The sequence below is a fragment of the Bosea sp. ANAM02 genome, assembly GCF_011764485.1.
Taxonomy (GTDB): Bacteria; Pseudomonadota; Alphaproteobacteria; order Rhizobiales; family Beijerinckiaceae; genus Allobosea.
This window is the reverse complement of sequence record NZ_AP022848.1, coordinates 400,001-425,079: the sequence shown is the minus strand read 5'-3', so window position 1 is coordinate 425,079 and position 25,079 is coordinate 400,001. Positions and strand designations below refer to the sequence as shown.

Here is a 25,079-nt window from a genome sequence, read left to right as displayed (position 1 = left end):
GCGGCACGAAGTGCTGCTGCGCAGATGCGGGACCATCTTCAGGAGAGGGCGCCTTCTCGTCATGCGATCCCGTATCTGCGCAGCGGCATTCACATGCCGCAGCGCGCACGGGATGACACTCTGACTGCGCCGGCTCAGACCTGGCGCGCCACCATCATCTTCTTGACCTCCGCGATCGCCTTGGCCGGGTTCAAACCCTTCGGGCAGGCATTCGCGCAGTTCATGATGGTGTGGCAGCGATAGAGCCGGAAGGGGTCTTCCAGGTTGTCGAGCCGCTCGCCAGTCGCCTCGTCGCGGCTATCGATCAGCCAGCGATAGGCCTGCAGCAGCGCGGCCGGGCCGAGATAACGGTCGCCGTTCCACCAGTAGCTCGGGCAGGAGGTCGAGCAGCAGGCGCAGAGGATGCACTCGTAGAGCCCGTCGAGCTTCTCGCGATCGTCCTTGGCCTGGCGCCATTCCTTCTCGGGAGCCGGCGTCGTCGTCTGCAGCCAAGGCTCGATCGAGGCATGCTGGGCATAGAAGCGCGTCAGGTCCGGCACGAGGTCCTTGACCACCGGCATATGCGGCAGCGGGTAGATCGCGACCTTGCCCGCATTCTTGCCGGTGCCGCCGCACTCGTCGATGCCGGTGGTGCAGGCGAGCCCGTTCTTGCCGTCCATGTTCATGGCGCAGGAGCCGCAGATGCCCTCGCGGCAGGAACGGCGGAAGGTCAGCGTCGGGTCGACCTTGTTCTTGATCCAGATCAGCGCATCGAGAACCATCGGCCCGCAATCGTCGCGGTCGACCCAATAGGTGTCGGTGCGCGGATTCTCGGTGTCGTCCGGGCTCCAGCGATAGACCTTGAACTCGGTCAGCTTCTTGGCGCCGGCCGGCTTCGGCCAGGCCTTGCCCTCGACGAGGCGGGAGTTCTTCGGGAGATTGAATTCAGCCATCGGAGTCCCTCAGTACACCCGTGCCTTGGGCTTGATGTACTCGATGTCGTTGGACATCGTGTAAGTGTGCACCGGCCGGTCATCGAGCGTGATCGTGCGCTTCTCGTCGTCGATCCAGGCGAGCGTGTGCTTCATCCAGTCCTTGTCGTCGCGGTTCGGATAGTCCTCGCGGGCATGCGCACCGCGGCTTTCCGGACGGTTCAGCGCCGAGTCCATGGTGACGACCGCCTGGGTGATCAGGTTGTCGAATTCCAGCGTCTCGATCAGGTCGGAATTCCAGATCAGCGAGCGGTCCTTGGTGCCGACATCGGCGATGCCGTTCCAGACCTCGTGGATGAGCTTGTGGCCCTCTTCCAGCGTGTCGCCCTCGCGATAGACGGCGCAGTTGTTCTGCATCGTCCGCTGCATCCGGTCGCGCAGCACCGCGGTCGGCGTGCCGCCCGCAGCGTTGCGGTACCTGTCGAGGCGGGTCAGCGCGAGGTCCGAGGAGCCCTTCGGCAGCTCCGGCTGCTTCTCGCCCGCCGTCACCGTGTCGGCGCAGCGCAGGCCGGCCGCACGGCCGAACACGACGAGATCGATCAGCGAGTTGGAGCCGAGGCGGTTGGCGCCGTGGACGGAGACGCAAGCGGCTTCGCCGATCGCCATCAGGCCCGGCACAACCGTGTCCGGATCGCCGCCGACCTTGGTCAGCACTTCCCCGTGATAGTTCGTGGGGATGCCGCCCATGTTGTAGTGCACGGTCGGCAGCACGGGAATCGGCTCGCGGGTCACGTCGACGCCGGCGAAGATCTTGGCGCTCTCCGAGATGCCGGGCAGGCGCTCGTGCAGGATCTTCGGGTCGAGATGGTCGAGATGCAGGTAGATATGGTCCTTGTCCTTGCCGACGCCGCGGCCGGCCCGGATCTCCATCGTCATCGAGCGTGAGACGACGTCGCGCGAGGCGAGGTCCTTCGCTGACGGGGCATAGCGCTCCATGAAGCGTTCGCCCTCGGAATTGGTGAGGTAGCCGCCCTCGCCGCGCGCGCCTTCGGTGATCAGGCAGCCCGAGCCGTAGATGCCGGTCGGGTGGAACTGCACGAATTCCATGTCCTGCATCGGCAGGCCGGCGCGCAGCACCATGCCGCCGCCGTCGCCGGTGCAGGTATGGGCCGAGGTCGCCGAGAAATAGGCGCGGCCATAGCCACCCGTCGCCAGGATCGTCTGCTGCGAACGGAAGCGGTGGAGCGTGCCGTCATCGAGCTTGAGCGCGATCACGCCGCGGCAATGGCCGTCCTCGTCCATGATCAGGTCGATGGCGAAATACTCGATGAAGAACTCGGTATTGTAGCGCAGCGCCTGGCCATAGAGCGTGTGCAGCATGGCGTGGCCGGTGCGGTCGGCCGCGGCGCAGGTGCGCTGGGCCGGCGGGCCCTCGCCGAATTCGGTGGTCATGCCGCCGAAGGGGCGCTGGTAGATGCGGCCGTCCTCGGTGCGCGAGAAGGGCACGCCCCAGTGCTCGAGCTCGTAGACGGCGGCCGGCGCGTTGCGAACGAGATATTCGATGGCGTCCTGGTCGCCGAGCCAGTCCGACCCCTTCACGGTGTCGTACATGTGCCACTGCCAGGTGTCCTTGCCCATGTTGCCGAGCGAAGCGGCGACGCCGCCCTGGGCCGCGACGGTGTGCGAGCGCGTCGGGAACACCTTGGTGATGCAGGCAGTGCGCAGGCCGGCCTGCGAGCAGCCGACGGTGGCGCGCAAGCCCGCGCCGCCGGCGCCGACGACAACGACGTCGAAGGTGTGGTCGGTGATCGGATAGGCCGTGCCGGTATAGGCCGGGACCGGGCGGGATTTTGTGATCGCCATCGGATCAGCCTCCAAAAGACAGCTTCAGCACCGCGTAGACGCTGGCCGCGCCCACCGCGATGGCGAAGAAGGTGTTGGCCATGACCGCGAGGACCTTGGTCCCCTCGTTATGGACGTAGTCCTCGATGATGACCTGCATGCCGAGCCGCATATGAATGCAGGCCGAGAGGATGAAGAGCAGCATCAGGATCGCGACGCAGGGGTTCGACAGGAGCGCGGCCGCGGCCGGATAGGGCCGGCCCACCAGCGCGATGACGATGCCGATGAAGATCACCGTCAGGATCAGGTTCGAGACGGCGGTGACGCGCTGCAGCCAGAAATGGCCGGTGCCGGATTTGGCGGAGCCGAGGCCGCGGACGCGGCCGAGCGGGGTGCGCATCGAGGAATTGGACAGCATGGCGCGGCTCCTCAGCGCAGGACCAGGGCGACGATCCAGACCAGCAAGGTCAGGCTCACCGAGGCGACGAGCGAGAACTTCGCCATGTTCATCCGGGTTTCGGGCTCATAGCCCTTGCCCATGTCCCAGACGAAATGGCGCAGGCCCCCGACCATGTGGTGGATCAGCGAGAAGCTGTAGAGGAAGAGAACGAGCCGGCCGAGGAAGGAGTCGGCTATGGCCTGGGCCGTGTCGAAAGCGGCCGGCCCGGAAGCGGCGGCGACCAGCCAGGCGGCGATCAGCACCGTGCCGAGATACAGCCCCGTGCCGGTGACGCGATGGGCGACGGACATCGCCATCGTCCAGGACCAGCGATAGATCTGCAGATGGGGCGAAAGCGGGCGCGCCGCGGGCTTGACCTCGGCCAATCTTCTTCTCCGGTCAGGCGGTCCGTCGACGGCGGCGGACCCATTTGGGATCATTCTAGAGTGACTGGTTGTCTAACGAAACCGTTCCGGCGCTGCAATGCGGCATCGACAGAACGAAGTTACAGATTCTGAAAATCGTCATTTTGTTACGGAAACGTTAGCGCGGCAGCAGCGCCCAGTAGTCGAAATCGAGAATCACGCTCGGATCATACTGCTCGCCGGCCTTCAGCGGGAAATCCGCGCAAGGCCGGTTCTTGGTGGCGACCAGCCTGAGCCGGATCGCGCCGACATCGCCGCGCCCCGGAATCTCCGCGCTGCCCAGCACCTCGCTCCAGGCATAGACCGTATCCCCGGCGAAGAGCGGCGCGACATGGCGCCCGCCATTGATCGCGGCGATGTGGAAGGCGTTGCCGAGCCCGTTGAAGGACAGCGCCCGCGCCAGGCTGATGACATGGCCGCCATAGATCAGGCGCTTGCCGAAGCGGGTGCCCTGCGCCGCATGCGCATCGAAATGCACCCGTGCCGTGTTCTGGTAGAGCCTTGTCGCAAGCTGGTGCTCGGCTTCCTCGACGGTCATGCCGTCGACATGGTCGATTCGCTCGCCCACGGCATAATCGGCCCAGCGGAAGGGTGAGCCGGCCAGTGCATCGTCATAGCCTGCAAGCTCGATCCGCGGGCAGCCCTCACCGAGCTGTTCCGGCAGCACGGCTTTGGCGAGCTCGGGCACCTGCTCGGCATGGGCCGGCGTGCCGGGCTCACGCTTGCGCACCAGCACCCAGCGCGCATAGCTCAGCACGATCTCGCCGCGCTGGTTGCGGCCGATCGAGCGGACATAGACGATGCCGGCATCGCCAGCCGAGGTCTGCTTCAGCCCGATCACCTCGGAGGTCGTCGAAAGCGTGTCGCCCGGATAGACCGGCCTCAGGAAGCGCCCGTCGGCATAGCCGAGATTGGCGACGGCATTGAGCGAGACATCCGGCACCGTCTTGCCGAAGACGACATGGAAGACGAGCAGATCGTCGATCGGCGCCGTGGGATAACCGATCGCGCCGGCGAAGGCGTCGGAGGACTGCACCGCGAAGCGCGAACCGTAGAGCGCCGAATAGAGCGCGGCGTCCCCGGCGCGCACCGTGCGCGGCGTCGCATGGACGATGCTGTCGCCGAGGTGGAAATCCTCGAAGAAACGGCCGGAACTGGTCTTAGGGCTAGAGCCGGGCATGCGTCGCCTCCTGATGGGCGGCGAGTGTGCGTTGCAACCAAGGGCCGCGGCAAGCCCCGACAAATGATCGAGCGCCTTGTCATTCCGGGGCGTCCCGCGGGGACGAACCCGGAAGCCACGATCGGGTGCGACCTGTAACACGGGAAAAGCGCTCGAAGCGCTCACCCGGTCGTGGGTTCCAGGTCTGCCGCTACGCGGCATCCCGGAATGACAAGCGTTCATCCCACGATCGCAGCGAGCTTCGCCAGATCGACATTGGCGCCGCAGACGAGAACGCCGAGCCGCTCCCCCTTCGCCGGCTTGTAAGCCCCGCAGAGCAGCGCCCCCAGAGCCGCCGCCCCGCCCGGCTCGACCGCAAGGCGGAAATCGCGCCAGAGCACGCCCTGCGCTTCGGTGATCGCCGCGTCCGGCACCAGCGCGACATGGTCGACGCTGTCCTTGGTCACGTCATAGACGAGCTGGCCGACATTGCGGGCGCCCAGCGAATCCGCGGCCACCGACGCGACCTTGACCTCGACAGGCCCCTTCGCATCGAACGCCGCCTGCAAGGCGCGCGAGCCTTCGGGCTCGACGCCGACGACCTTGACCTTGCTCCCGGCGAACCAGCTCGCGATGCCGGAGATCAGCCCGCCACCGCCGACCGCGACAAGCACCGTGTCGAGAGCGGGCTCCTGCAAATCCCATTCACGGCCGAGCGTACCTTGCCCGGTGATGGTTTCCGCCGCCGCAAAGGGATGGATCTTGAGCGCGCCGGTCTCCGCGACGAAGCGGTCGCAGGCCGCCTGCGCATCGTCATATTGCGCACCGCCGACCACGACGTCGGCGCCGAAGCGCTTGATCGCCTCGATCTTGGCGGCGGGTGAGATCTCCGGCACGAAGATCGTCGCCTTCACGCCGCGCTTCATCGCTGCATAGGCCACCGCGGCACCGTGGTTGCCGCCGGATGCGGCCGAAACGCCGGAGGTCGGCACCGGCAGCGAGAGCAGGTTGTTGAAGGCGCCGCGCGTCTTGAACGAGCCGGCATGCTGCAGGCATTCGAGCTTGAGCGAGATATCCGCCTCGGAACCGAAAGCGCCGGTCCCCAGCCGCATCACGGGCGTGACCCGAGCATGGCCGGCGATGCGCGCCGCCGCTTCCTCGATCATCGGACGGGTGACGGGGCGTGCGCTCATGGCGATATCCTGCTCAGGCTCGGGCACTGGACGCCAGGTCCAGATCGCAATCGGGAGACCGTGGCTATCGCGTCCCGGCGGATCGGGGAAGGGCCGCCCGCGCCCGGCGGCAATGTGCCGGGCGACGACCAAAGCCGCCAGGGCATCGAGCAGGTCGTCGGCCGCAGCCCCGCGCGGCGGGCGAGCATTGGCTGCCTCTGCAACAATACCTGCCGCGATCAGCAAGTCCCGGCGCTCGGTCACCCCCTCCGGATTGATCACGCCCTTGATCTTCTTCGGGTGGCCCAGCGGCGCACCCCGCATCGTGCGGAAGGCCAACTCGGGATGGATCTCGTAGACGCGCTCGCGCAAGCCGGGCTCGGAGCGCAGCAGGCCGTCGATCTCGCGGATCTTCGGGAACAGGTGAAAACCCTGCTTCGAGACCTTGCGCGGCGGGTCGGAGGTCGCCAGCGCCAGCGCGCAAGCCTCCCGGTAGTCCGTCGCTTCGAAGGCCCGGCGCGCAGGAATCGAAAACACCGAGGACTGCCTGTCGCCGAGCAGTGGCCGCACCGCCTGTTCCGGCCCACGCCCGGAGCCCTGCACACGGTCCGGCAGGCCGATCGGCATGTCGACCGCGACGAGTTCAGGCACGATCTCCCCGGCGAACAGATCGGCGAAGCGCGGCACCACGCGGATGATCGGCGCGTCCCGCCCATCATCGGACGCAAACGCGACGATCCAGCCACCTTTGCAGCCATCGACGCCGGCCAGCCACGCCATCGGTTTCCTCCGCCTTTCGCAGCGCTGGCATTGCGGCTGCGTTGCTCTACTGTGCAGCGCAGCACAAGCCGGCCCGTGTCAGGAGAGACCATGAGCACGATACGCCCCCGCCGCAGCGCCCTCTATATGCCGGGCTCCAACGCCCGCGCACTGGAAAAGGCCCGCGAGATCGCGGCCGACGTCCTGATCCTCGATCTGGAGGACGCCGTCGCCCCTGATGCCAAGGCGACAGCGCGCGAGCAGGTCTGCGCCGCAGTGAAGGCCGGCGGCTATGGCCGGCGCGAGCTGGTGATCCGCGTCAACGGCGTCGGCACGCCCTGGTTCGCGGATGATCTCGCCGCCGCCGCCGAGGCGAAGCCGCAGGCGATCCTGATCCCGAAGGTCTCCGCGCCGGAGACGCTGCACGAGGTCGGCAACCAGTTGAACGGCCTCTGGGCCGACGCTGGCATCGCGGTCTGGGCGATGATCGAGACGCCGCTCGCCATCCTCGATGTCGAGCGCATCGCCCGCGCCGCCCGCGATCCGGTGACGCGGCTCGCCTGCTTCGTCATGGGCACCAACGACCTCGCCAAGGAGACGCGCGCCCGTTTCGTGCCGGGCCGTGCGCCGATGCTGCCCTGGCTGACCAGCGCGCTGCTCGCCGCCCGCGCCCATGGCATCGACATCCTCGACGGCGTCTATAACGACATCAAGGACGAGGCCGGCTTCCTGGCCGAATGCGAGCAGGGCCGCGATCTCGGCTTCGACGGCCGCACCCTGATCCACCCCTCGCAGGTCGCGGTGGCCAATACGGCCTTCGCCCCCGACGAGGCCGAGCTTACCAAGGCCCGCGCCGTCATCGCCGCCTTCGACCTGCCGGAGAATGCCGGCAAGGGCGCGATCCAGCTCGACGGCCGCATGGTCGAACTGCTGCATGCCGAGATGGCGCGCCGCACGGTGGCGCTGGCGGAGGCGATTGCGGCGTAGACACGTGTCATCCCGTGCGCGGTGCAGCGCGTAGCGATGCGGCGCAGACACGGGACCGCGCGACGAGAAGGCGCCTCCAAAAAAAAGGCGCCCCCTGCACGAGAACGCGCCTTTCCTGAGAACGGTCCCGTATCTGCACAGCGGCACTGACGTGCCGCAGCGCGTGCGGGATGGAACTCAGCCCTTCGCGGCCTTCGCGCGCTCGATCGCCTCGGTGATCAGCTTCTTGGCCATCGCGGCGTCGCCCCAGCCCTTGAGCTTGACCCATTTGCCAGGCTCGAGATCCTTGTAGTGCTCGAAGAAGTGCTGGATCTGGTCGAGCGTGATCTGCGGCAGGTCGGTGTAGTTGTGGACGTTCTCGTAGCGCTTGGTCAGCTTCGGCACCGGCACGGCGATGATCTTCTCGTCGCCGCCGCCCTCGTCCTCCATCAGCATCACGCCGATCGGGCGCACCGCGATGTAGGAACCCGGCACCAGCGGGCGCGTATTGGCGACGAGCACGTCGCACGGGTCGCCATCTTCCGAGAGCGTATGCGGGATGAAGCCGTAGTTCCCGGGATAGCGCATCGGCGTATAGAGGAAGCGGTCGACGAAGAGCGTGCCAGCCTCCTTGTCCATCTCGTACTTGATCGGCTCGCCCCCGATCGCCACTTCGATCAGGACATTCACTTCTTCAGGCGGGTTCTTGCCGATGGAGATGGCGTCGATACGCATGCTGGAACCTGTCGCTTTGGAATTTCGCCGGGCCTTATGCAAGTTCGCGGCGAAAAGTCCAAGCCTTTCCGTCGCGTCCGGTCATCGGACGATTTGCCTAGGCACGCCCACGCTGCTATCCGGCGCACCATGAACAGACCCGAGACCAGGCCGTGCTGAGCCGCCTGCGCCCCGACGAAGAGCGCTATGCCCGCCGAATGGCGCGCATCGCCCGCTGGGACCGGCCGATCGAAGGTCGCGGCCAGCGCCTGCGTGCCTGGGCGAATATGCTGCTGGTCGACCACGGCATCTTCCGGCTCGCCTATCTCAACGCGCATCGCGTCACGCCGCGGCTCTGGCGCGCGGCCCAGCCGGCGCCGGGCCAGATCGCGGCCTTCGCGCGCAAGGGCGTAAAGACCATCGTAAACCTGCGCGGCGGACGCGAGCACGGCTCCTGGCCGCTCCAGAAGGAAGCCTGCGAGCGCCACGGCATCAAGCTGGTCGATTTCGTGCTGCGCTCGCGCGGCGCGCCGGATCGCGAAACCATCCTCGGCGCCAAGGTCTTCTTCGAGAGCCTCGACGAGCCGGCGCTCGTGCATTGCAAGTCCGGCGCCGACCGGGCCGGCTTCTTCTCGGCGCTCTATCTGCTGGTCCATGAGGGGCGCCCGCTCGACGAGGCCATGCGCCAGCTCTCGCTGCGCTACGGCCATTTCCGCTTCGCCAAGACCGGCATCCTCGACGCCTTCTTCGAGGCCTATCGCCGCGAGGGCGAGGCGAAGGGCATCGCCTTCCTGGACTGGGTCGCGACCGTCTACGATCCCGAGCGGCTCGAGCACGAGTTCAAGCCCGGGCTCTTCTCCTCGCTGGTCGCCGACAAGCTGATCCGGCGCGAGTAACCCTAGCGGGTCGCCCCCGAGGCGGCGAGTCCATGGGTGGGCGCCTCGGCGGCATCGTCGAGATGCAGCCAGATGAAGGCGGTGTGCGTCAGCGTCCGCAGAATCGAGATGGCGCCGATCGTCAGCAGCAGCTCCGGCGACAGGGCCCGGAACCACGCCATCGCGCCGACGATCGCGACCAATGCAACGGCATTGATCGCGACCTGCCAGAAGGGCTGACGCGACAGCGTCGCCACTTCCTGCAACGGCCCGAGCACGGCAATGCCGATATAGAACGCCGCCAGCAGCGCGACGACCTCGCCGAGGTCCTGCCACTGCGTCCCCATCAGCCAATGATCGGCCACGAGCGAGGCGACGGCGATGACGCTGAACAGGACGGTTGCGCCGGCGATCAGGCCGAGCGCCATGATTCGCGCCCAGAAGCGCCGACGCGGGCCGGCATAGGCGCGCAGCCGGTTCAGCACCAGCGGGATGGAGACCGTCCCGAACATCTGGCTCGGCATGTCGAGCAGGCGCATCGACAGCGCGACCTGCGCGGCGAGCACGGTATTACTCGCATAGGGCAGCGCCAGCAGCGGCGCGATCGCGAAGCCATAGGCCAGCAGCGCCGAAGGCAGCAGGGCGCGCGGGGCGTCCCGCCAGCGCAGCGCCGCCTCGGTGAGGCTGCGCCACGACCAGAGCGCCGGCTGGATCAGCTCGGCGACGGAATCCTGCCGGCGCCGCAGGAGATAGAGAGCGGCCAGCACATGCCCCAGCGCATCGGCCATGAACAGGGTCAGCGCCTTCGGTCCGAAGATCGCAATCAGGACCAGCATGATCGCCGGCTGCACCACGGCCTGGACGACATTGCTGTTGCCGATGGCGCGGAAATCCCCCTCTGCCGTGGCCTCGGACCAGAGCAGGCGCAGGATCGAGCGCGCCGCCAGCGAGACCAGGAAGAAGAAGGCGACCGCCGGCGCGACCCACCCGGTCAGGACAAGCCCGGTCAGAGCGAGCGTGATGACGGCCATGAAACCCACGCCGACGGCACATGCGAGCCGGAAGGCGAGGCCGAGCCGGGCGCGATCGCTGTTCTGGAAGAACACCGCCTCCAGCCTCATCAGCGAAGCGATCGAAACGAAATTGACCGCCGCGGAGAACACCGCGAAGGCGGCGAAGACGAAGGGTGGGCACAGGGCGGCCGCGATGATCAGGCCCCAAACCGAGATCAGTCGGGCCTGGATGAAGCGCAGTCCGAGCAGGAACGCCGAGCCCAGGGCAGGCATCCGCCTCGCCACGAACCGGCGTCCGGCCGCCAGCGCCAGCCCCGGGCGTCCATGCGGCAGATGGGCCCGATCCATGGTGACATGCGCGGCCATATCGACCCCCGTCGTCGCAGCGTCGGACAGGCTCTCGCCGGCGATATCCGCCGCGCCGTCCGAGGGCTCTCGGTCGCGGTAGGCAGTCATGCTCGACGGGCCTTCTGCCGTGAAGGCTGCGTCAACATGGTTAACGAATGGTGAATTCCGCTCATCGCCCTGCATCGGTGGCCGCACCGCGCGGCTTATGCCACGCGATGCAAGAAACGCGCACGGTGTCGATTTTACGGCTCAGGCGAATTTTGTCTTGAGCGCCTCAAACCGCGCCAACTGGTCCGGCAGCAAGGCACGCGCGGCATCGCGCCGAACGAAGACCTTGAACATCACCTCGCCCGAGCCGTTGAAGAACTGCACCGAGCAGGCGCGCCGGCCCTGCGCCGTCGACCGGTCGACCAGATAGATCGCCCGGCAGTTCTCGGCCTTGATATGCCCGCCGATCGGGCTGTCGCCGTGGATATTGTAATAGCCATGGCCGAAGCTGCCGACCGGCAGCGAGCCCTCGCATTCCAAGACGATATCGGGCGTATGCATCAGGAAGAGTACCGTCCCCCAGGTTGCAAGCTCCTTCCAGACATCCTCGAAGCGCTCGGGCGCCACGAACTGACGCTGCTCGGCAGGCAGAAGCTCAAGCACGGCCCGCGTCGAGACCTTGGCCTCGCGCGCAATCGCCTCGATCAGGCCGTCCGGCTTGGCGGCGAGCAGGTCGCGCGCATGGTCGATCGGGTCCTGCGCGATGGTGTCGGCGGCGGTCATCGGAAAAGCCTCACTCGGCCGCCTGACGGGGCAGGTGCGGGTTGCTCTCGCTCAGGACGGTCTCGAAACCCTCGAACTCGGGATGGCCGAGATAGATCGGCTTCGGACGCGGCTGGCCGGCATTGCGATGCGACTCGCGGAACTGCTCGGACTTGGTCCAGGCCGTGAAATCTTCCTTCGAGGCCCAGCTCGTATGCGAGGAATAGAGGGTGTGGTCCTCTTTTTCCGGTCCCTTCAGCAGGTGGAAGGAGAGGAAGCCCGGCATCTCGTCGAGCCGGCTCTTGCGCGAGGACCAGACCGTTTCGAAGGCGGCTTCCTCGCCCTTGACGACCTTGAAGCGATTCATAGCGATGAACATCGGCAAACCCTGCATCTGACGCGCCGAAACGGCGGAAACCGAACGAAACCGGGCAAAAGCCATCCGGTCAGGCTCCCTAGAAGGCGGCGCCGATCCGGACATGCGCAAGGCCCGAAGGCGGACCGCTCGACGGATATCGCCCGACGAGACCGGCTGCGCAGCGGCGTTGCCCTTGACCCCTTGTAGTAAAGGCTCATATCAGCGTCAATAATACTGCAAAGTAAATCTTGTTTTTAATAATTAAAAACAGAGTTTGCTTTGTATTGAATCATTTTAAACTGACCACAACCTTCTTGTCTGGGCCTAGGCCGGCAAAGCCGCCGTCTGCCCCCAATGGAGTTGCGACATGTCCGGCTCGCGCCTCATCACAGCGCATCGCGGCTTTCGGCAGCCTAACCGCCGCGAATTGACGGCAGCCCTTGGCCTGAGCGCGCTCGGCCTCGGTGGACTCGCCCTCTCCCCCGCCCTGCCGGGGGCGGCACTCGCCCAGACGCCGGACCGCATCGTCATCGCCGGCGGCGTCATCACCGAAGTGATCTATGCGCTCGGCCTGCAGGACCGCATCGTCGGCATCGACTCGACCAGCCAGTTCCCGCCCGAGGCGCTGAAGCAGAAGGCCAATGTCGGCTATGTCCGGGCGCTATCGGCCGAGGGCGTGCTATCGCTGAAGCCCACGATGATCATGCTGATCGACGGCGCCGGCCCGCCGGATGCGGTGTCGCTGCTCATCGAATCCGGCGTGAAGATCGCCCGCATCGCTGACGGGCTGTCGCCGGACGGCGTCACCGCCAAGATCGCAGCCATCGGTGCCGCGATCGGCGCAGGCGCCCCGGCCGAGCGGCTGGCCGCCCAGACCAAGGCCGGCTTCGACGAGCTCGCGACGCTGCGCTCCGGCATCGCGAAGAAGAAGCGCATCCTCTTCCTGCTCTCGCTGCAGAACGGCCGCGCTCTGGTCGGCGGGCGCAACAGCTCGGCCGACGGCATCATCGCGCTGGCTGGCGGCATCAATGTCGCCGACGCCATCGAAGGCTACAAGCCGATGACCGACGAGGCGATCGCCGCCGCGGCGCCCGACATGGTGCTGATGATGCGCAACAGCAGCGCCCACAACGTCACACCGGACGAGCTTTTCGCGATGCCCGCCTTCTCCCAGGTTCCGGCCGCCGGCAACAAACGGCTGGTCCATATGGACGGGCTCTATCTGCTCGGCTTCGGCCCGCGCACGCCGATGGCGGCGCGCGACCTGATGGCCGCGATCTATCCGGAAGCCGCGATCCCGCCGCTCAAGACCGCTGCCGCCCCGTGACCCTCGCGGCACCGTCCCCGGCCATGTCCTCATCGAGCCTGACGACGCTGATCGCCGGCCGCCGCCGCGCCGGCCTGCTCGCCGTCATCGGCCTGGCCCTGGCCTGCCTGTTCCTGACGATCGTCGCGATCGGCCAGGGCGCGATCTCGATCCCGCCCGGCCGTGTCGCCGAGATCCTGATGGCGCGCCTGACGGGCGACACGAGCCTGCTCGAAGGGCGCGACGTCCTCGTGGTCCTCAACATCCGCCTGCCGCGCGTGCTGCTGGGCCTGCTCGTCGGTGCCGGCCTCGCCGTGTCCGGCGCGCTGATGCAGGGCCTGTTCCGCAATCCGCTCGCCGATCCCGGCCTCGTCGGCGTGTCGAGCGGCGCCGGCCTCGCGGCGGCAGCCACCATCGTCCTCGGCGACCGCTTCCTCGCCGGCACGATGATGAAATTGCCCTTCGCCGCCCTGCCTTTCGGCGCTTTCTGCGGCGGGCTGATCACCACGCTCGCGCTCTATCTGATCTCGACGCGCGGCGGCCGGACCTCGGTCGCGACCATGCTGCTCGCCGGCGTCGCGCTCGGCGCCATGGCGGGTGCCCTGACCGGCCAGCTCTCCTTCATCTCGGACGACCGGCAATTGCGCGACCTGACCTTCTGGTCGCTGGGCAGCCTCGGCGGCGCGAGCTGGACGAAGCTATCCGTGGTCGCGCCGATCATCCTGCCGCTGCTCCTCTTGATGCCGCTGCTGGCGCGCGGCCTGAACGGGCTGATGCTTGGAGAGGCCGAGGCCTATCATCTCGGCATCCCCGTCCAGCGCATCAAGGCGCTGGCGATCCTGCTGGTCGCGCTCGCCGTCGGCGCGAGCGTCGCCTCGGCCGGCATGGTCGGTTTCGTCGGCATCGTCGTGCCCCATCTGATCCGGCTCTCGGTCGGCCCCGACCATCGCCTGCTGCTGCCGCTCTCGGCCTTGGGCGGCGCCATGCTGCTGGTCGGCGCCGATATCGTCGCTCGTCTCGTCGTCGTCCCGGCCGAGCTGCCGATCGGCATCGTCACCGCCACGATCGGCGCGCCCTTCTTCCTCTGGCTGCTCTTGCGCCGCGCGAGCCTGATCGATGTCTGACGCGAACCCGATCCTCTCCGGCCATGGCGTCAGCTTCCTCGCGGGCGGGCGCAAGCTCGTCGCCGATGCCGACCTGCAACTCGCCGGCGGCACGACGACGATTCTGATCGGCCCCAACGGCGCCGGCAAATCGACCCTGCTCAAGCTCCTGACCGGCGAGATCAGGCCGGCCGGCGGCGAGGTCCGCATCGCCGGCGAGCCGCTCGCCGCCATCCCGGCCTGGCGCCTGGCCTGCGTGCGCGCGGTCATGGCGCAGCATGCCCGCCTCGTCTTCCCGTTCAGCGTCTACGAGGTCGCGAGCCTCGGCGTCGACGGCATCGGCCGGGCGCTGACCCGCCAGCGGCGCGAAGCCATCGTCGCCGAAAGCCTCGCCGCGGCCGGTGTCATCGATCTCGCCGGCCGGCGCTACCAGACCCTTTCCGGCGGCGAGCAGCAGCGCGTCCAGTTCGCCCGCGTGCTCTGCCAGCTCGAGGCCGGCCGCAGCATCGCCGAGCGGCAGGTGCTCTTCCTCGACGAGCCGATCGCCAGCCTCGACCTCTGTCACCAGCTCGCCCTGCTCGACATGGCCCGCAGCATCGCCGCGCGCGGCGTCGCGGTGCTGATCGTGCTGCACGATCTCAATCTCGCCGTGACATATGCCGACCATCTCGTCGTGATGGATCAGGGCCACATCATCGCGCAGGGCCCGCCGGCGAAGACGCTGGACGACGCCCTGCTGCGCCAGGTCTTCAAGGTCGACCTGACGCTGAGCCGCGCCCCCGCGCCCGGCCTGCCCTTCCTGCTGCCGCAGCAGCACCGCGCCCGGCCGGCGGCGTAAGGCTCGGTTGCCCCTTGTCATTCCGGGGCGCGCCATAGGCGCGAACCCGGAATGACAAAGGGCGTTGTCAAAAAACTGCGGCGATCCGGGCGCCAAATATTCATAGAGAGTGGAGTTCACCGGCGATTCATCCTGAATCGTCGCTTCACCATATCGTTCAACCCGCGCTTCACGGCTGCGGCGCGACAACTCCCGCCAATTTCCAGCGGGAGTTCCGACGATGCTCAGACATGTCGCCCTTGCCACCCTCGCCCTGACGACCATCGCTACCGCGCTACCGGCACAGGCGCGAGAGATCGTCGGCATGCGCGACGGGCGCTTCGACCCCGGCACCATCGTGATCCGCACCGGCGAGCGGAGGCTCTATTTCGTCACCGCGCCCGGCGAGGCGATCCGCTACACGATCGCCGTCGGCAAGGCCGGCAAGCAGTGGCGCGGGGTCAAATATGTCGAGGAATTGCAGGTCGATCCGGCCTGGAGCCCTCCGGCCGAGGTCAGGCGCGACAACCCCCGCCTGCCCGACGTCATCCCCGGCGGCTCGCCCCGCAACCCGATGGGCGCGCGCGTCATCGGGCTCGGGCCGACCGGGCAATACGCCATTCACGGCACCAACATGCCGAACACCATCGGCACCGCCGCTTCCTATGGCTGCTTCCGCATGCACAACCAGGACGTGATCGACCTCTACGCCCGCGTCCGGATGGGCACGCCGGTCGTCGTCCTGCCCTGAAGCGTCAGAGCATTTTCGAGCGAAGCGGACGCCGGTTCGCGTAAAGAAAATGCGTTGAGAAAAACCTAGAGCGGCACGCCCGCCGGCATGGGCCGGCCCGCGAAGAAGGCTTCGAGATTGCCGAGGAGCGTCCGCAATTGGGCCTTCTTGGCGTCCTGCGAGCTCGCGGCGATATGCGGCGTCAGCACGACATTGTCGAGCTTGCGCAAGCGCTCCGGCACATGCGGCTCGGCCGCGAAGACGTCCAGCGCAGCTCCACCGATGCGCTTCTGTTCGAGGGCATCGCAGAGCGCATCCTCGTCGATGACGAGACCGCGCGAGATATTCACGACATAGCCCTCCGGCCCGAGCGCATTCAGCACAGCATCGTCGACGGCGTGGCGCGTCTCGGCGCTGGCCCGGACCGCGACCATGAGCACGTCGGCCCATCCGGCAAGGCCGAGCAGGCTGTCATGGAACTGGTAGGGCAGATCGGGCTTGGGCGTGCGGCTGTGATAGCCGACATCCATCTCGAAGGCAGCCGCACGGCTCGCGATCTTGCTGCCGATGGCGCCGAGCCCGTAGATGCCGATCTTCCGCCCGGCCAGATCCGGCGTATTGGCGACCGGCTCGATGCCCCGGCGGTTCCAGAGACCATCCCGGACGAAGCGATCGCCTCGTCCGATCCCGCGCATGCAGCAAAGCATCAGGCCGACCGCGAATTCGGCGACGCTGCGGGCATTGGCATCGGCAGCATTGCAGAGCTTGATGCCACGCGCCTTGGCGGCCGCAGCGTCGACCCCCTCTACGCCCGTGCCATAGCACGCGATCAATTCGAGCTTCGGCAAGGCGGCCATCAGCTCGACATCGGTCCGGAGCCCGCCATACGTCACCAGCGCGCGGGCTTCGCGCGCTTCGGGCGGGATATTTGCCGCATCGCCACCCTCGACCGGCCCGATCACCGTGTAGCTTTGCTTCAGGCTTGCGATCGCATCATCGGCGAGACGCGGAATCATCAGGATCGTCGGCTTCATCATCGTGCTCCGGGAGATGCTGCATCGCAGCACCACGCCGGGCTTTGCTCAACCCATGTTGGCGTCGGCCCCGTCATCCCCGCCGCGCATTCCGGCCTTCGACCAAAGATTGGGCCAAGCGGTTCCAAAATCCGGAAATCGCCTGTTTTGCCCTCTCGCCCACCGTGAAGAACCGCGTTAACCTCCCTCCGCGACACGTAACCACCCGTACGCTTGTGCGGGTCAGGAAGGGGCTACCCGATGGATCATCTTGCCGACGTGAAGAAGTTCGCCAAGAAGCCGCTCAACGAAGCGGCCTTTGCCGGCATGTCGAAATCCTACGCGCTTGTGATGAGCAAACCCGACACCCGCTACGTCGCCTGCTCGGACCCGGCCGAACTCGATCGCGTTCGCGAAAACTTCCTGAAGAAGAAGCTCGGCCTGAAATCCGGCGATCTCGACGGCTCCGTCAAGGCGATCTGCGAGCATATGAAGGCCGACAAGACCAAGTCCCGCCTGACCTTCTACTATCTGTTGGCCGAGCATCACGGAAAGCTCGACCTCTTCGTCAAGAAGTAACGCCTCGACCCGGCGTTCCGCCGGGCGACTTCCCCGAGACGGGAGGCCGGCGGCAAACCGGCCATGATCCCGTCCAGGCGCGCAATTTTCTCAGGCGCTATAGAGGTCTGCGCGCGTCAGCGGCAGGCCGGATGTGCCCTTGCGCCGCTTCGAGACCAGCGTCTGGTTCACCAGCGCCCCGCCGCGCTCGAAGGCGAGCGAGCAGCCCGCCAGATAAAGCAGCCACATCCGCGTGCGCTCCGGCCCGATCTCGGCCCCCGCCTTTTCCTTGTTGGCCTCGAGCCGTTCCCACCACAGGCGTGTCGTGCGCTGGTAGTGCTCGCGCCAGCCCTCGACATCATGCACCTCGAAGCCGTGGCGCTCGAGATTGGCGATCGACATGCCCAAATGGTCGAGCTCGCCGCCCGGGAAGATGTAGCGCACCAGCGCGCGATATTCGGCGGGCATCTTGTTGAAGGCCTTCTCGGTCTTCTTGGCGCGGCGCGAGATGCAGTGATGTAGATAGACCCCGCGCGGCCTGAGCAGCCGGTTCACCGCCTGGAAATAGGCGGGATGGTTGCGGATGCCGACATGCTCGAACATGCCGATCGAGGAGATCTTGTCGAACTCCCCTTCCATCTGCGTGAAATCCTTGAGATGGAGCGTGACCTTGCCCTGAAGCCCGAGCCTCTCGACCTTCTCGCGCGCCAAGGCGAGCTGCTCCTCGGCCAGCGTCACGCCATGCGCCTCGACGCCGTAATAGCGGGCGGCGTGGCAGACCAGCGCGCCCCAGCCGCAGCCGATATCGAGGAAGCGGTCGCCCGGCTGCAGGCGCAGCTTCCGGCAGATCATGTCGAGCTTGTCGCGCTGGGCCCGTTCGAGATCGCCGTGATCCTCGGTGAAATAGGCGCAGGTATAGACCATCTCCTCGTCGAGGAAGAGCCGGTAGAAATCGTTCGAGACGTCGTAATGATAGGCGATATTGGCCTTGTTGGTGGCCGGCGCGCCGTCGCGTGCGATCTCGTCGCCCTTGCGATGGCTGACGGCGGCCTCGGCCGTGCCGGGCGCGAACAGGAAGCGCCTGACGACGTCGAAGACGGCGCTCTTCGGGATGTTGCGCGCGAGCTTGCCGACCTTGCCTTCCGGACGCGCAGCGGCGAGATCGAAGATCGAGCCATTCACGATCGCGATGCGGTCGGCGACATGCAGGTTGAGCAGCGTGTCGAGCTTCGGCTTGCGGATCAGCGCCGCCATCACCCCGGCATCGGCGATGGTGATGGCGAGCCCGTCCTGCGGCCAGGAGGCAGGGACCATACTGCCGTCCCACAGCCGGAAGCCAAGCTTCAGGCCGAGCTTCTCATGCGCCTCGGCAAGAAGGCGGCGTAGGGCCGCGAGGCGCTTGTCGTTGCTGTTCATGGAGAAATCCGCTGCTAACTGGCTGCTGTTTGGAGGCTGGGCCGCCAATTGGCAATGTTTCGGAGAGCCAAGCGTCTCAGAAGTCGCTGGCTATGCCCTTCACTTCCCAGTCGTCGTAGCGCACCGGCTCCAGCCCGCCGCGCCCGTTGACCTCGCGCTGCTTCGCGACCTCGGCGGCATGGGCATCGATCGCGGCGCGGCGCGCCGCCGCTTCCGCCAGCGCACGCTGCGCGGCGGGAGACAGAACCCCGGCCTCGGGAGGGGCTTCCGCTGGCCTGTCCTGATCGGTCTTCTCGGGCATGTCGGCGCGTTTCCTTGCAGGATTCTCTTGCAGGATCGGGATGGCCCTCACCACATAGGGCACGATGCTCGCGGATGCGAGGGCCTGCGCCAACACGCGCTTGAGAAGGGGTTTCGATGAACTACGTTCGCACCGGCCTATTGATGGCAGGCCTGACGGCGCTGTTCGGCGCGGTCGGCTATCTGCTCGGCGGCGGGGGCGGCATGCTGATGGCGCTCGGCTTCGCCGCTGTGACCAATCTCTTCAGCTACTGGAATTCCGACCGGCTGGCGCTGGCCGCCCAGAACGCCCAGGAGGTCGATGAGCGCAGCGCGCCCGAGCTCTACGGCATGGTGCGTGACCTGGCGGCCCGCGCGAACATGCCGATGCCGCGCGTCTACCTGATCCACGAGGACCAGCCCAATGCCTTCGCCACCGGCCGCAACCCTGAGAACGCGGCGGTCGCGGCGACGACCGGCATCCTGCGCACGCTGACCTATGAGGAACTGGCCGGCGTGATGGCGCACGAACTCGCGCATATCAAGAATCACGATACGCTGACGATGACGATCACCGCGACCTTCGCCGGTGCGATCTCCTCGCTCGTCACCTTCGGCATGTTCTTCGGCTCGCGCGACAACCGCCCCAACTTCATCGTCCAGATCCTGCTCTCGATCCTCGCGCCGATGGCCGCCGCCCTGATCCAGATGGCGATCTCGCGCTCGCGCGAATACGAGGCCGACAAGCTCGGCGGCGAAATCTGCGGCAATCCGGTCTGGCTGGCCGACGCGCTCGCCAAGATCGCGGCCGGCGTCCAGCACATCCCCAACGAGACAGCCGAGGCCAAGCCTGCTACGGCGCACATGTTCATCATCAATCCCCTCACCGGCGGCGGCATGGATAATCTGTTCTCGACTCACCCCGACACCGGCAATCGCATCGCCGCCCTGATGGATCAGGCGCGCGCGATGGGCATCGGCCGCAACCATGCCGGCGCGGGCTTCACGGCGCAGGCGGGCGACAGCCCGTGGGGTAACGCGCCGCGCCAGCCGGGCCCGTGGGGCTGAGATGGCCGCTCGATCTTCCTCGCGCCGCCCGGACCAGCCGGAAACGGAGCCCAGGCTCGACGACGCCCCGGGCCTGCCGGCCCGCCGGCTCGCGGCCGCCGTCATCGACGAAGTGCTGCGCGCCCGCGTCGCGCTCGACGAGACCCTTGAGCGCATGCTGCCGGAATCCGGGCTCGATGCGGCCGATGCCGGTCTCGCGCGCGCCATTGCCGTCACCGCCTTCCGCCGCCTCGGCACGATCCAGCAGGCGATCGATGCGCGGCTCGACCGGGGCAGCCCGCGCAAGTCCGGCCCGTTCGAGCCGATCATGACGGCCGCAGCCGCCCAGATTCTCTTCCTCGACGTGCCCGACCATGCCGCCGTCGATATCGCCATCCGGCACTTGCACGAGGACCCGCGCTCGGCCCGCTATGCCGCGCTCGGCAATGCCGTGCTGCGCCGCCTCGCCCGCGAGCGCGACGCCGTGCTCGCGGAAGCGCAGGCGGAGGTCTTCGGCGACACGCCCGACTGGTTGGTGGAGAGCTGGTGCACCGCCTATGGCGAGGACACCGCCGCCGCGATCGCACAGAGCCACCGTGAGGAGCCGCCGCTCGACCTCTCAGTCAAGGCGGACGCCGCCGGCTGGGCCGAAAAGCTCGACGGCATCGCCCTCCCGATCGGCTCGGTACGCCTGCGCGAGCGCCAGGCCATCGCCGGCCTGCCCGGCTTCGACGAGGGCGATTGGTGGGTGCAGGATGCCGCCGCCGCCCTGCCGGTCAAGCTCCTTGCCCCGAAGCCCGGCGAGCGCATCGCCGATCTCTGCGCCGCGCCCGGCGGCAAGACCGCCCAGATCGCGGCTGCCGGCGCCGATGTCACCGCCCTCGACCGCTCTGGGCCGCGCCTGCGCCGCCTCAAGGCCAATCTCGCCCGGCTCGGCCTCTCCGCCGAGGTCGTCACCGCCGATGCCGCGACCTGGAAGGCGGACGCCTTCGACGCGGTTCTGCTCGACGCCCCCTGCAGCGCGACCGGCACGATCCGCCGCCATCCGGACGTCGCCTGGACCAAGCTGCCCGAGGATCGCGACCGTCTCGCCGCCCTGCAGGCGCGCCTGTTCGATGCCGCCGCCGCGCTGACCAAGCCCGGTGGGCGGCTCGTCTACTGCACCTGCTCGCTCGAACCGCAGGAAGGCGAGGAGCAGACCGCCGCCTTTCTCGCGCGCAATCCCCAGTTTCATCGCGAACCCGTCCGCCCCGAGGAAATCGGCGGTTTGACCGATGCTATCGATGCGAACGGCGATATCCGCACCTTGCCGCACCAGTTGCAGGGCGAAACCCCGCGCCTGTCGGGATGGGCGGGATTTTACGCAACCCGCCTGATCAGGCTATGACGGAGCCGGGATTCGCGCGGCATGCCGCCGCGCTCGGCGACGGAGCTTTCGGGGGATTTGAGCGGGTGGGGTGAGCGACGGGGGTTGGCCCAGGCCGCGATCGGACGGGCGGCGCGGCGGACCCGTGGCCAGCTCGTCGGCGCGACCCGCAGGCTCTGGCCCTTCGGCCGCAGCAGCGCGACGCGCCTGCTCTTCGCCCCGCATGACCTGCGCACGGCCGATCCGACGACCGCAGGCGATTTCTATGCAGGCTATTATGCCTTCGCCGGGCGGATGCTGCGCAGTCACGGCGACTCGCCCTTCGACGCGAGTCCGCCGAGCGATGCCTGGGCCGAGGCGCTCTACGGTTTCGGCTGGCTGCGACATATGCGAGCCGCCGACACGGCCATCGCCCGCGCTAATGCTCGCAGCCTTGTCGAGGATTTCATCGCCCGGCGTCGCGACCGGCACGACATCGCCCGCCGCCCGGCCGTCGCGGCGCGCCGGCTGATCTCCTTCCTGTCGCATTCGCCCTTGCTGCTGGAAGGCGCCGACCATGTCTTCTACGACCGCTATCTGCGCCATATCTCGCGCCTGACCGATCGGGTCAGCCTGGCGCTGGCCGGTGCCGTCGAAGGTGCCGACCGGTTGAACGGCCTGATCGCCCTCGCCTTCGCCGCAATCTGCCTGGACGGGCAGGACAGTCGCCGCCGCCGGATCGAGACCCTGCTTTCGGAGGAGCTCGACGAGCAGATCCTGCCCGATGGCGGCCATCTCTCGCGCAATCCGCGCCTGCTGATCGAGTTCCTGCTCGACCTCCTGCCCCTGCGCGAGACCTTCGCCGCCCGCGGGCTCGAACCGCCGCGCGGCATGCTGACCGCGATCGAGCGGATGATGCCGCATTTGCGCCTGTTCCGGCATGGCGACGGCGCGCTCGCTTTGTTCAACGGCATGGGCACGACCCCGCCCGACCTGATGGCGACGCTCGCGGCCTATGACGATGCCCGCGGCCGCCCGACCGAACACGCCGCCTATTCCGGCTACAGTCGCCTCGCGGCCGAGCGCAGCATCGTCGTCACCGATGCCGGCGCGCCGCCGCGCGGCGCTTATTCGGTCGAGGCCCATGCCGGCTGCCTCGCCTTCGAGTTCTCCAGCGGCGCGCAGCGGATCATCGTCAATTGCGGCTCGAGCCGCTTCGGCCCGCCGGAGCTCAAGCTCGCCGCCCGCAGCACCGCCGCGCACTCGACGCTCGTCCTCGACGACCGCTCCAGTGCCAATTTCGGCATGGTGCTCGGCGAGATGCGCGTCGTCTCCGGGCCGCGCGACGTCCGCGTCGCCCGGCAGGACGGCGCGGAGGGCGCCGAATGGGTCGCGAGCCATGACGGCTATCGCCGCGGCCTCGGCGCCACCCATACCCGCCGCCTGACGCTGGCTCGCGACGGCGCGGCGCTGGCGGGCGAGGATGAGGTCGCCCTGACCGGCACGCGCACGGCTCTCTCCGCCGCCCTGCGCTTCCATCTGCACCCGAATATCCGCGCCAGCCTCGTCCGCGAGGGCAGCGGCGCGCTGCTGGCGCTCGCCTCGGGCGAGGTCTGGAGCTTCGAGGCCGGCGGGCTGACCATCGCGATCGAGGAGAGCATCTTCCTCGCCGCCTCCGACGGGCGGCGGCGCACCGAGCAACTCGTCGTCGCCTTCGACGCGGTGGCAAACCCGCGCGTCGCCTGGCGCCTCAGCCGGATCAGCACCGCCAATCTCCGCGCCGGCAGGTCGATTGCCGACGTGATCGCCGAGCGCGAGGCCGGGGAACCCGCACCCGACGCGTGACGGTTCTGCGACGTCGGCTTTTGCCTTTTGCAGCGCAGCATGATAGCCCGCGCGCGTCTGCCGAAACTGCCTTCCTGCAATCAAAGCCGGATCTGATCCCGATGCCGAACGAGCTCCGCCGCGTCGAACGCGCGCTCCTTTCCGTTTCCGACAAGACGGGGCTGATCGACTTCGCGCGCGCCCTCCACAAGCTCGGCATCGCGCTGGTCTCGACCGGCGGTACCGCCAAGGCCATCGCCGAGGCCGGCCTGCCGGTCTCGGATGTCTCCGACCTCACCGGCTTCCCCGAGATGATGGACGGCCGGGTCAAGACGCTGCATCCGAAGGTCCATGGCGGCCTGCTCGCCATCCGCTCGCATCCAGAGCATCAGGCCTCGATGCTCGGCCACGGCATCCAGCCGATCGACCTGCTCGTCGTGAACCTCTACCCGTTCGAGGCCACGGTCGCGGCCGGCAAGGGCTATGACGACTGCATCGAGAACATCGATATCGGCGGCCCCGCGATGATCCGCGCCGCCGCCAAGAACCATCACGACGTCGCCGTCGTGGTCGAGCCGGCCGATTACCCCTCGGTCCTCGCCGATCTCGAGGCCCAGAAGGGCGCGACCACGCTGACCCTGCGCCGCAAGCTGGCCCAGAAGGCCTATGCCCGCACCGCGGCTTACGACGCGGCGATCTCGAACTGGTTCGCCAATGAGCTCGGCGACACCGCTCCGCATTTCCGCGCGCTCGGCGGCGCGCTCGCCGAGACGATGCGCTATGGCGAGAACCCGCATCAATGGGCCGCGTTCTACCGCACGCCGGAGAACCGCCCGGGCGTCTCGACCGCCCGTCAGGTCCAGGGCAAGCAGCTCTCCTACAACAATATCAACGACACTGACGCCGCCTTCGAATGCGTCGCCGAGTTCGCTCCGGAGGCCTCGGCCGCCTGCGTCATCGTCAAACATGCCAACCCTTGCGGCGTCGCCGCCGGCGGCTCGCTGCTCGAAGCCTATGAGCGCGCGCTCGCCTGCGACCCGGTCTCGGCCTTCGGCGGCATCGTCGCGCTGAACCGCAAGCTCGATGCGGCTGCCGCGAAGAAGATCGTCGAGATCTTCACCGAGGTGATCATCGCGCCCGACGCCGACGAGGAGGCGATCGCCATGATCGCCGCCAAGAAGAACCTGCGCCTGCTGTTGACCGGCGGCCTGCCGGATGTCCGGGCGCCCGGCCTGTCGCTGCGCACCGTCTCCGGCGGCTTCCTCGCCCAGTCGCGCGACAATGCCGTCGTCGACGACATGGAGCTCAAGGTCGTGACGAAGCGCCAGCCGAGCGAGCGCGAGCTTGCCGACCTGCGCTTCGCCTTCCGCGTCGCCAAGCACGTCAAGTCGAACGCGATCGTCTATGCCAGGGACCTCGCCACCGTCGGCATCGGCGCCGGCCAGATGAGCCGCGTCGATTCCTCGCGCATCGCCGCCTGGAAGGCCGCCGAGGCCGCGAAGGCGGCAGGCAGTGCGGAAAGCCTCGCCAAGGGCTCGGTCGTAGCGTCGGACGCCTTCTTCCCCTTCGCCGACGGCCTGCTCGCGGCGGCGGAAGCCGGTGCGACGGCCGTTATCCAGCCCGGCGGCTCGATGCGCGACGACGAGGTCATCAAGGCCGCCGACGAAGCCGGCCTCGCCATGGTCTTCACCGGGCACCGCCACTTCCGCCATTGACGGCGGCACGGGCCGCAGGACACCCTTGCTGAAGGGCCGCGCGCGAAAGCGCCGGCGGGGATAGGGGTCTGCATGGCCAAAGCTCACAAACCCGGCGCGCTGCTCAGGGAGCGCGTCGAACACCAGCATGCGCGGGTCAGCTATGTCGAGCTGTTCTTCGACCTGGTCTTCGTCTTCGCGATCACCCAAATCTCG

The 25,079-nt window shown here is 67.7% G+C and carries 25 protein-coding genes (1 of these 25 cut by a window edge); 12 read left to right on the top strand and 13 right to left on the bottom strand.

What is annotated here, in order from left to right; genetic code table 11:
* Window positions 1-134: 134 nt before the first annotated feature.
* The 6 genes from OCUBac02_RS02105 to OCUBac02_RS27560 all read right to left on the bottom strand — a co-directional run bounded on the left by OCUBac02_RS02105 (window position 135) and on the right by OCUBac02_RS27560 (window position 6,728).
* Window positions 135-932 (bottom strand): succinate dehydrogenase iron-sulfur subunit, encoded by a 798-nt coding sequence (locus tag OCUBac02_RS02105; RefSeq protein WP_173043268.1) that lies wholly within the window; start codon window positions 930-932, stop codon window positions 135-137.
* Window positions 933-941: 9 nt separating this feature from the next.
* Complete coding sequence (sdhA, locus tag OCUBac02_RS02100; RefSeq protein ID WP_173043267.1) at window positions 942-2,774, bottom strand: succinate dehydrogenase flavoprotein subunit; 1,833 nt, start codon at window positions 2,772-2,774, stop codon at window positions 942-944.
* Window positions 2,775-2,778: 4 nt separating this feature from the next.
* A complete protein-coding gene (sdhD, locus tag OCUBac02_RS02095; protein ID WP_244639065.1) occupies window positions 2,779-3,171 on the bottom strand; it encodes a succinate dehydrogenase, hydrophobic membrane anchor protein in 393 nt (130 codons plus the stop codon).
* An 11-nt stretch (window positions 3,172-3,182) separates the two neighbouring features.
* Entirely contained in the window at window positions 3,183-3,578 is a 396-nt protein-coding gene (sdhC, locus tag OCUBac02_RS02090; protein WP_280528840.1) for a succinate dehydrogenase, cytochrome b556 subunit, read from the bottom strand.
* A 157-nt stretch (window positions 3,579-3,735) separates the two neighbouring features.
* The gene (locus OCUBac02_RS02085; protein WP_173043265.1) at window positions 3,736-4,797 is read right to left on the bottom strand and encodes a MaoC family dehydratase; all 1,062 of its coding nucleotides are present in this window, start codon (window positions 4,795-4,797) and stop codon (window positions 3,736-3,738) included.
* Between the two features lie 218 nt (window positions 4,798-5,015).
* Complete coding sequence (locus tag OCUBac02_RS27560; protein WP_348521643.1) at window positions 5,016-6,728, bottom strand: serine/threonine dehydratase; 1,713 nt, start codon at window positions 6,726-6,728, stop codon at window positions 5,016-5,018.
* A 90-nt stretch (window positions 6,729-6,818) separates the two neighbouring features.
* Here OCUBac02_RS27560 and OCUBac02_RS02070 point away from each other — a divergent pair, with 90 nt between their 5' ends.
* Window positions 6,819-7,694 (top strand): HpcH/HpaI aldolase/citrate lyase family protein, encoded by an 876-nt coding sequence (locus OCUBac02_RS02070; RefSeq protein WP_173043264.1) that lies wholly within the window; start codon window positions 6,819-6,821, stop codon window positions 7,692-7,694.
* A gap of 177 nt (window positions 7,695-7,871) precedes the next feature.
* Here OCUBac02_RS02070 and ppa read toward each other — a convergent pair whose 3' ends face one another.
* Window positions 7,872-8,408, bottom strand: coding sequence for an inorganic diphosphatase (ppa, locus tag OCUBac02_RS02065; RefSeq protein ID WP_173043263.1), 537 nt, complete (start codon window positions 8,406-8,408; stop codon window positions 7,872-7,874).
* 152 nt (window positions 8,409-8,560) lie between these two features.
* On the opposite strand from ppa, the gene OCUBac02_RS02060 reads away from it, so the two are divergent.
* The gene (locus OCUBac02_RS02060; protein ID WP_244639064.1) at window positions 8,561-9,283 is read left to right on the top strand and encodes a fused DSP-PTPase phosphatase/NAD kinase-like protein; all 723 of its coding nucleotides are present in this window, start codon (window positions 8,561-8,563) and stop codon (window positions 9,281-9,283) included.
* A 2-nt stretch (window positions 9,284-9,285) separates the two neighbouring features.
* Here OCUBac02_RS02060 and OCUBac02_RS02055 read toward each other — a convergent pair whose 3' ends face one another.
* The 3 genes from OCUBac02_RS02055 to hmuQ all read right to left on the bottom strand — a co-directional run bounded on the left by OCUBac02_RS02055 (window position 9,286) and on the right by hmuQ (window position 11,752).
* A complete protein-coding gene (locus OCUBac02_RS02055; protein WP_173043262.1) occupies window positions 9,286-10,731 on the bottom strand; it encodes a hypothetical protein in 1,446 nt (481 codons plus the stop codon).
* Between the two features lie 141 nt (window positions 10,732-10,872).
* Window positions 10,873-11,394: a heme utilization cystosolic carrier protein HutX gene (gene hutX, locus OCUBac02_RS02050; RefSeq protein ID WP_173043261.1), complete on the bottom strand. Its 522-nt coding sequence runs from the start codon at window positions 11,392-11,394 to the stop codon at window positions 10,873-10,875.
* A gap of 10 nt (window positions 11,395-11,404) precedes the next feature.
* Window positions 11,405-11,752, bottom strand: a complete 348-nt coding sequence (gene hmuQ / locus OCUBac02_RS02045; protein WP_047574498.1) for a heme-degrading protein HmuQ — start codon at window positions 11,750-11,752, stop codon at window positions 11,405-11,407.
* 346 nt (window positions 11,753-12,098) lie between these two features.
* On the opposite strand from hmuQ, the gene OCUBac02_RS02040 reads away from it, so the two are divergent.
* From OCUBac02_RS02040 to OCUBac02_RS02025, 4 genes are all read left to right on the top strand, one after another.
* The gene (locus OCUBac02_RS02040) at window positions 12,099-13,058 is read left to right on the top strand and encodes a heme/hemin ABC transporter substrate-binding protein (RefSeq protein ID WP_173043260.1); all 960 of its coding nucleotides are present in this window, start codon (window positions 12,099-12,101) and stop codon (window positions 13,056-13,058) included.
* A 23-nt stretch (window positions 13,059-13,081) separates the two neighbouring features.
* Window positions 13,082-14,161 carry a FecCD family ABC transporter permease gene (locus OCUBac02_RS02035; protein WP_173043259.1) on the top strand — a complete coding sequence of 360 codons (1,080 nt, stop codon included), beginning with the start codon at window positions 13,082-13,084 and terminating at the stop codon, window positions 14,159-14,161.
* The gene (locus OCUBac02_RS02030; RefSeq protein ID WP_173043258.1) at window positions 14,154-14,978 is read left to right on the top strand and encodes a heme ABC transporter ATP-binding protein; all 825 of its coding nucleotides are present in this window, start codon (window positions 14,154-14,156) and stop codon (window positions 14,976-14,978) included. Before OCUBac02_RS02035 ends, OCUBac02_RS02030 begins: the two co-directional genes overlap by 8 nt.
* Window positions 14,979-15,198: 220 nt before the next feature.
* Window positions 15,199-15,708 carry a L,D-transpeptidase gene (locus OCUBac02_RS02025; RefSeq protein ID WP_173043257.1) on the top strand — a complete coding sequence of 170 codons (510 nt, stop codon included), beginning with the start codon at window positions 15,199-15,201 and terminating at the stop codon, window positions 15,706-15,708.
* Between the two features lie 65 nt (window positions 15,709-15,773).
* Here the strand turns inward: OCUBac02_RS02025 and OCUBac02_RS02020 are convergent, their stop codons facing one another.
* On the bottom strand, window positions 15,774-16,721 hold the full coding sequence (locus OCUBac02_RS02020; protein WP_173043256.1) for a 2-hydroxyacid dehydrogenase: 948 nt from the start codon (window positions 16,719-16,721) through the stop codon (window positions 15,774-15,776).
* 240 nt (window positions 16,722-16,961) lie between these two features.
* Here OCUBac02_RS02020 and OCUBac02_RS02015 point away from each other — a divergent pair, with 240 nt between their 5' ends.
* The gene (locus OCUBac02_RS02015) at window positions 16,962-17,279 is read left to right on the top strand and encodes a DUF2853 family protein (protein WP_047574507.1); all 318 of its coding nucleotides are present in this window, start codon (window positions 16,962-16,964) and stop codon (window positions 17,277-17,279) included.
* Window positions 17,280-17,369: 90 nt separating this feature from the next.
* Here the strand turns inward: OCUBac02_RS02015 and OCUBac02_RS02010 are convergent, their stop codons facing one another.
* Together OCUBac02_RS02010 and OCUBac02_RS02005 are read right to left on the bottom strand one after the other, a co-directional pair.
* Window positions 17,370-18,674 (bottom strand): class I SAM-dependent methyltransferase, encoded by a 1,305-nt coding sequence (locus tag OCUBac02_RS02010; protein WP_173043255.1) that lies wholly within the window; start codon window positions 18,672-18,674, stop codon window positions 17,370-17,372.
* A gap of 76 nt (window positions 18,675-18,750) precedes the next feature.
* Entirely contained in the window at window positions 18,751-18,975 is a 225-nt protein-coding gene (locus OCUBac02_RS02005) for a DUF1674 domain-containing protein (protein WP_173043254.1), read from the bottom strand.
* A gap of 116 nt (window positions 18,976-19,091) precedes the next feature.
* Here OCUBac02_RS02005 and htpX point away from each other — a divergent pair, with 116 nt between their 5' ends.
* The 5 genes from htpX to OCUBac02_RS01980 all read left to right on the top strand — a co-directional run.
* Entirely contained in the window at window positions 19,092-20,021 is a 930-nt protein-coding gene (htpX, locus tag OCUBac02_RS02000) for a zinc metalloprotease HtpX (RefSeq protein WP_173043253.1), read from the top strand.
* A 1-nt stretch (window position 20,022) separates the two neighbouring features.
* Window positions 20,023-21,387 (top strand): RsmB/NOP family class I SAM-dependent RNA methyltransferase, encoded by a 1,365-nt coding sequence (locus OCUBac02_RS01995; RefSeq protein ID WP_197933303.1) that lies wholly within the window; start codon window positions 20,023-20,025, stop codon window positions 21,385-21,387.
* An 84-nt stretch (window positions 21,388-21,471) separates the two neighbouring features.
* Window positions 21,472-23,190, top strand: a complete 1,719-nt coding sequence (locus OCUBac02_RS01990; protein ID WP_244639063.1) for a heparinase II/III family protein — start codon at window positions 21,472-21,474, stop codon at window positions 23,188-23,190.
* A 101-nt stretch (window positions 23,191-23,291) separates the two neighbouring features.
* Window positions 23,292-24,884: a bifunctional phosphoribosylaminoimidazolecarboxamide formyltransferase/IMP cyclohydrolase gene (gene purH, locus OCUBac02_RS01985; protein ID WP_173043250.1), complete on the top strand. Its 1,593-nt coding sequence runs from the start codon at window positions 23,292-23,294 to the stop codon at window positions 24,882-24,884.
* Between the two features lie 72 nt (window positions 24,885-24,956).
* On the top strand, window positions 24,957-25,079 hold the start of the coding sequence (locus tag OCUBac02_RS01980; RefSeq protein ID WP_173043249.1) for a low temperature requirement protein A. 1,056 nt of this gene lie beyond the right edge of the window; 123 of the gene's 1,179 nt are visible here — the first part of the coding sequence; the start codon lies at window positions 24,957-24,959; its stop codon lies beyond the right edge, outside the window.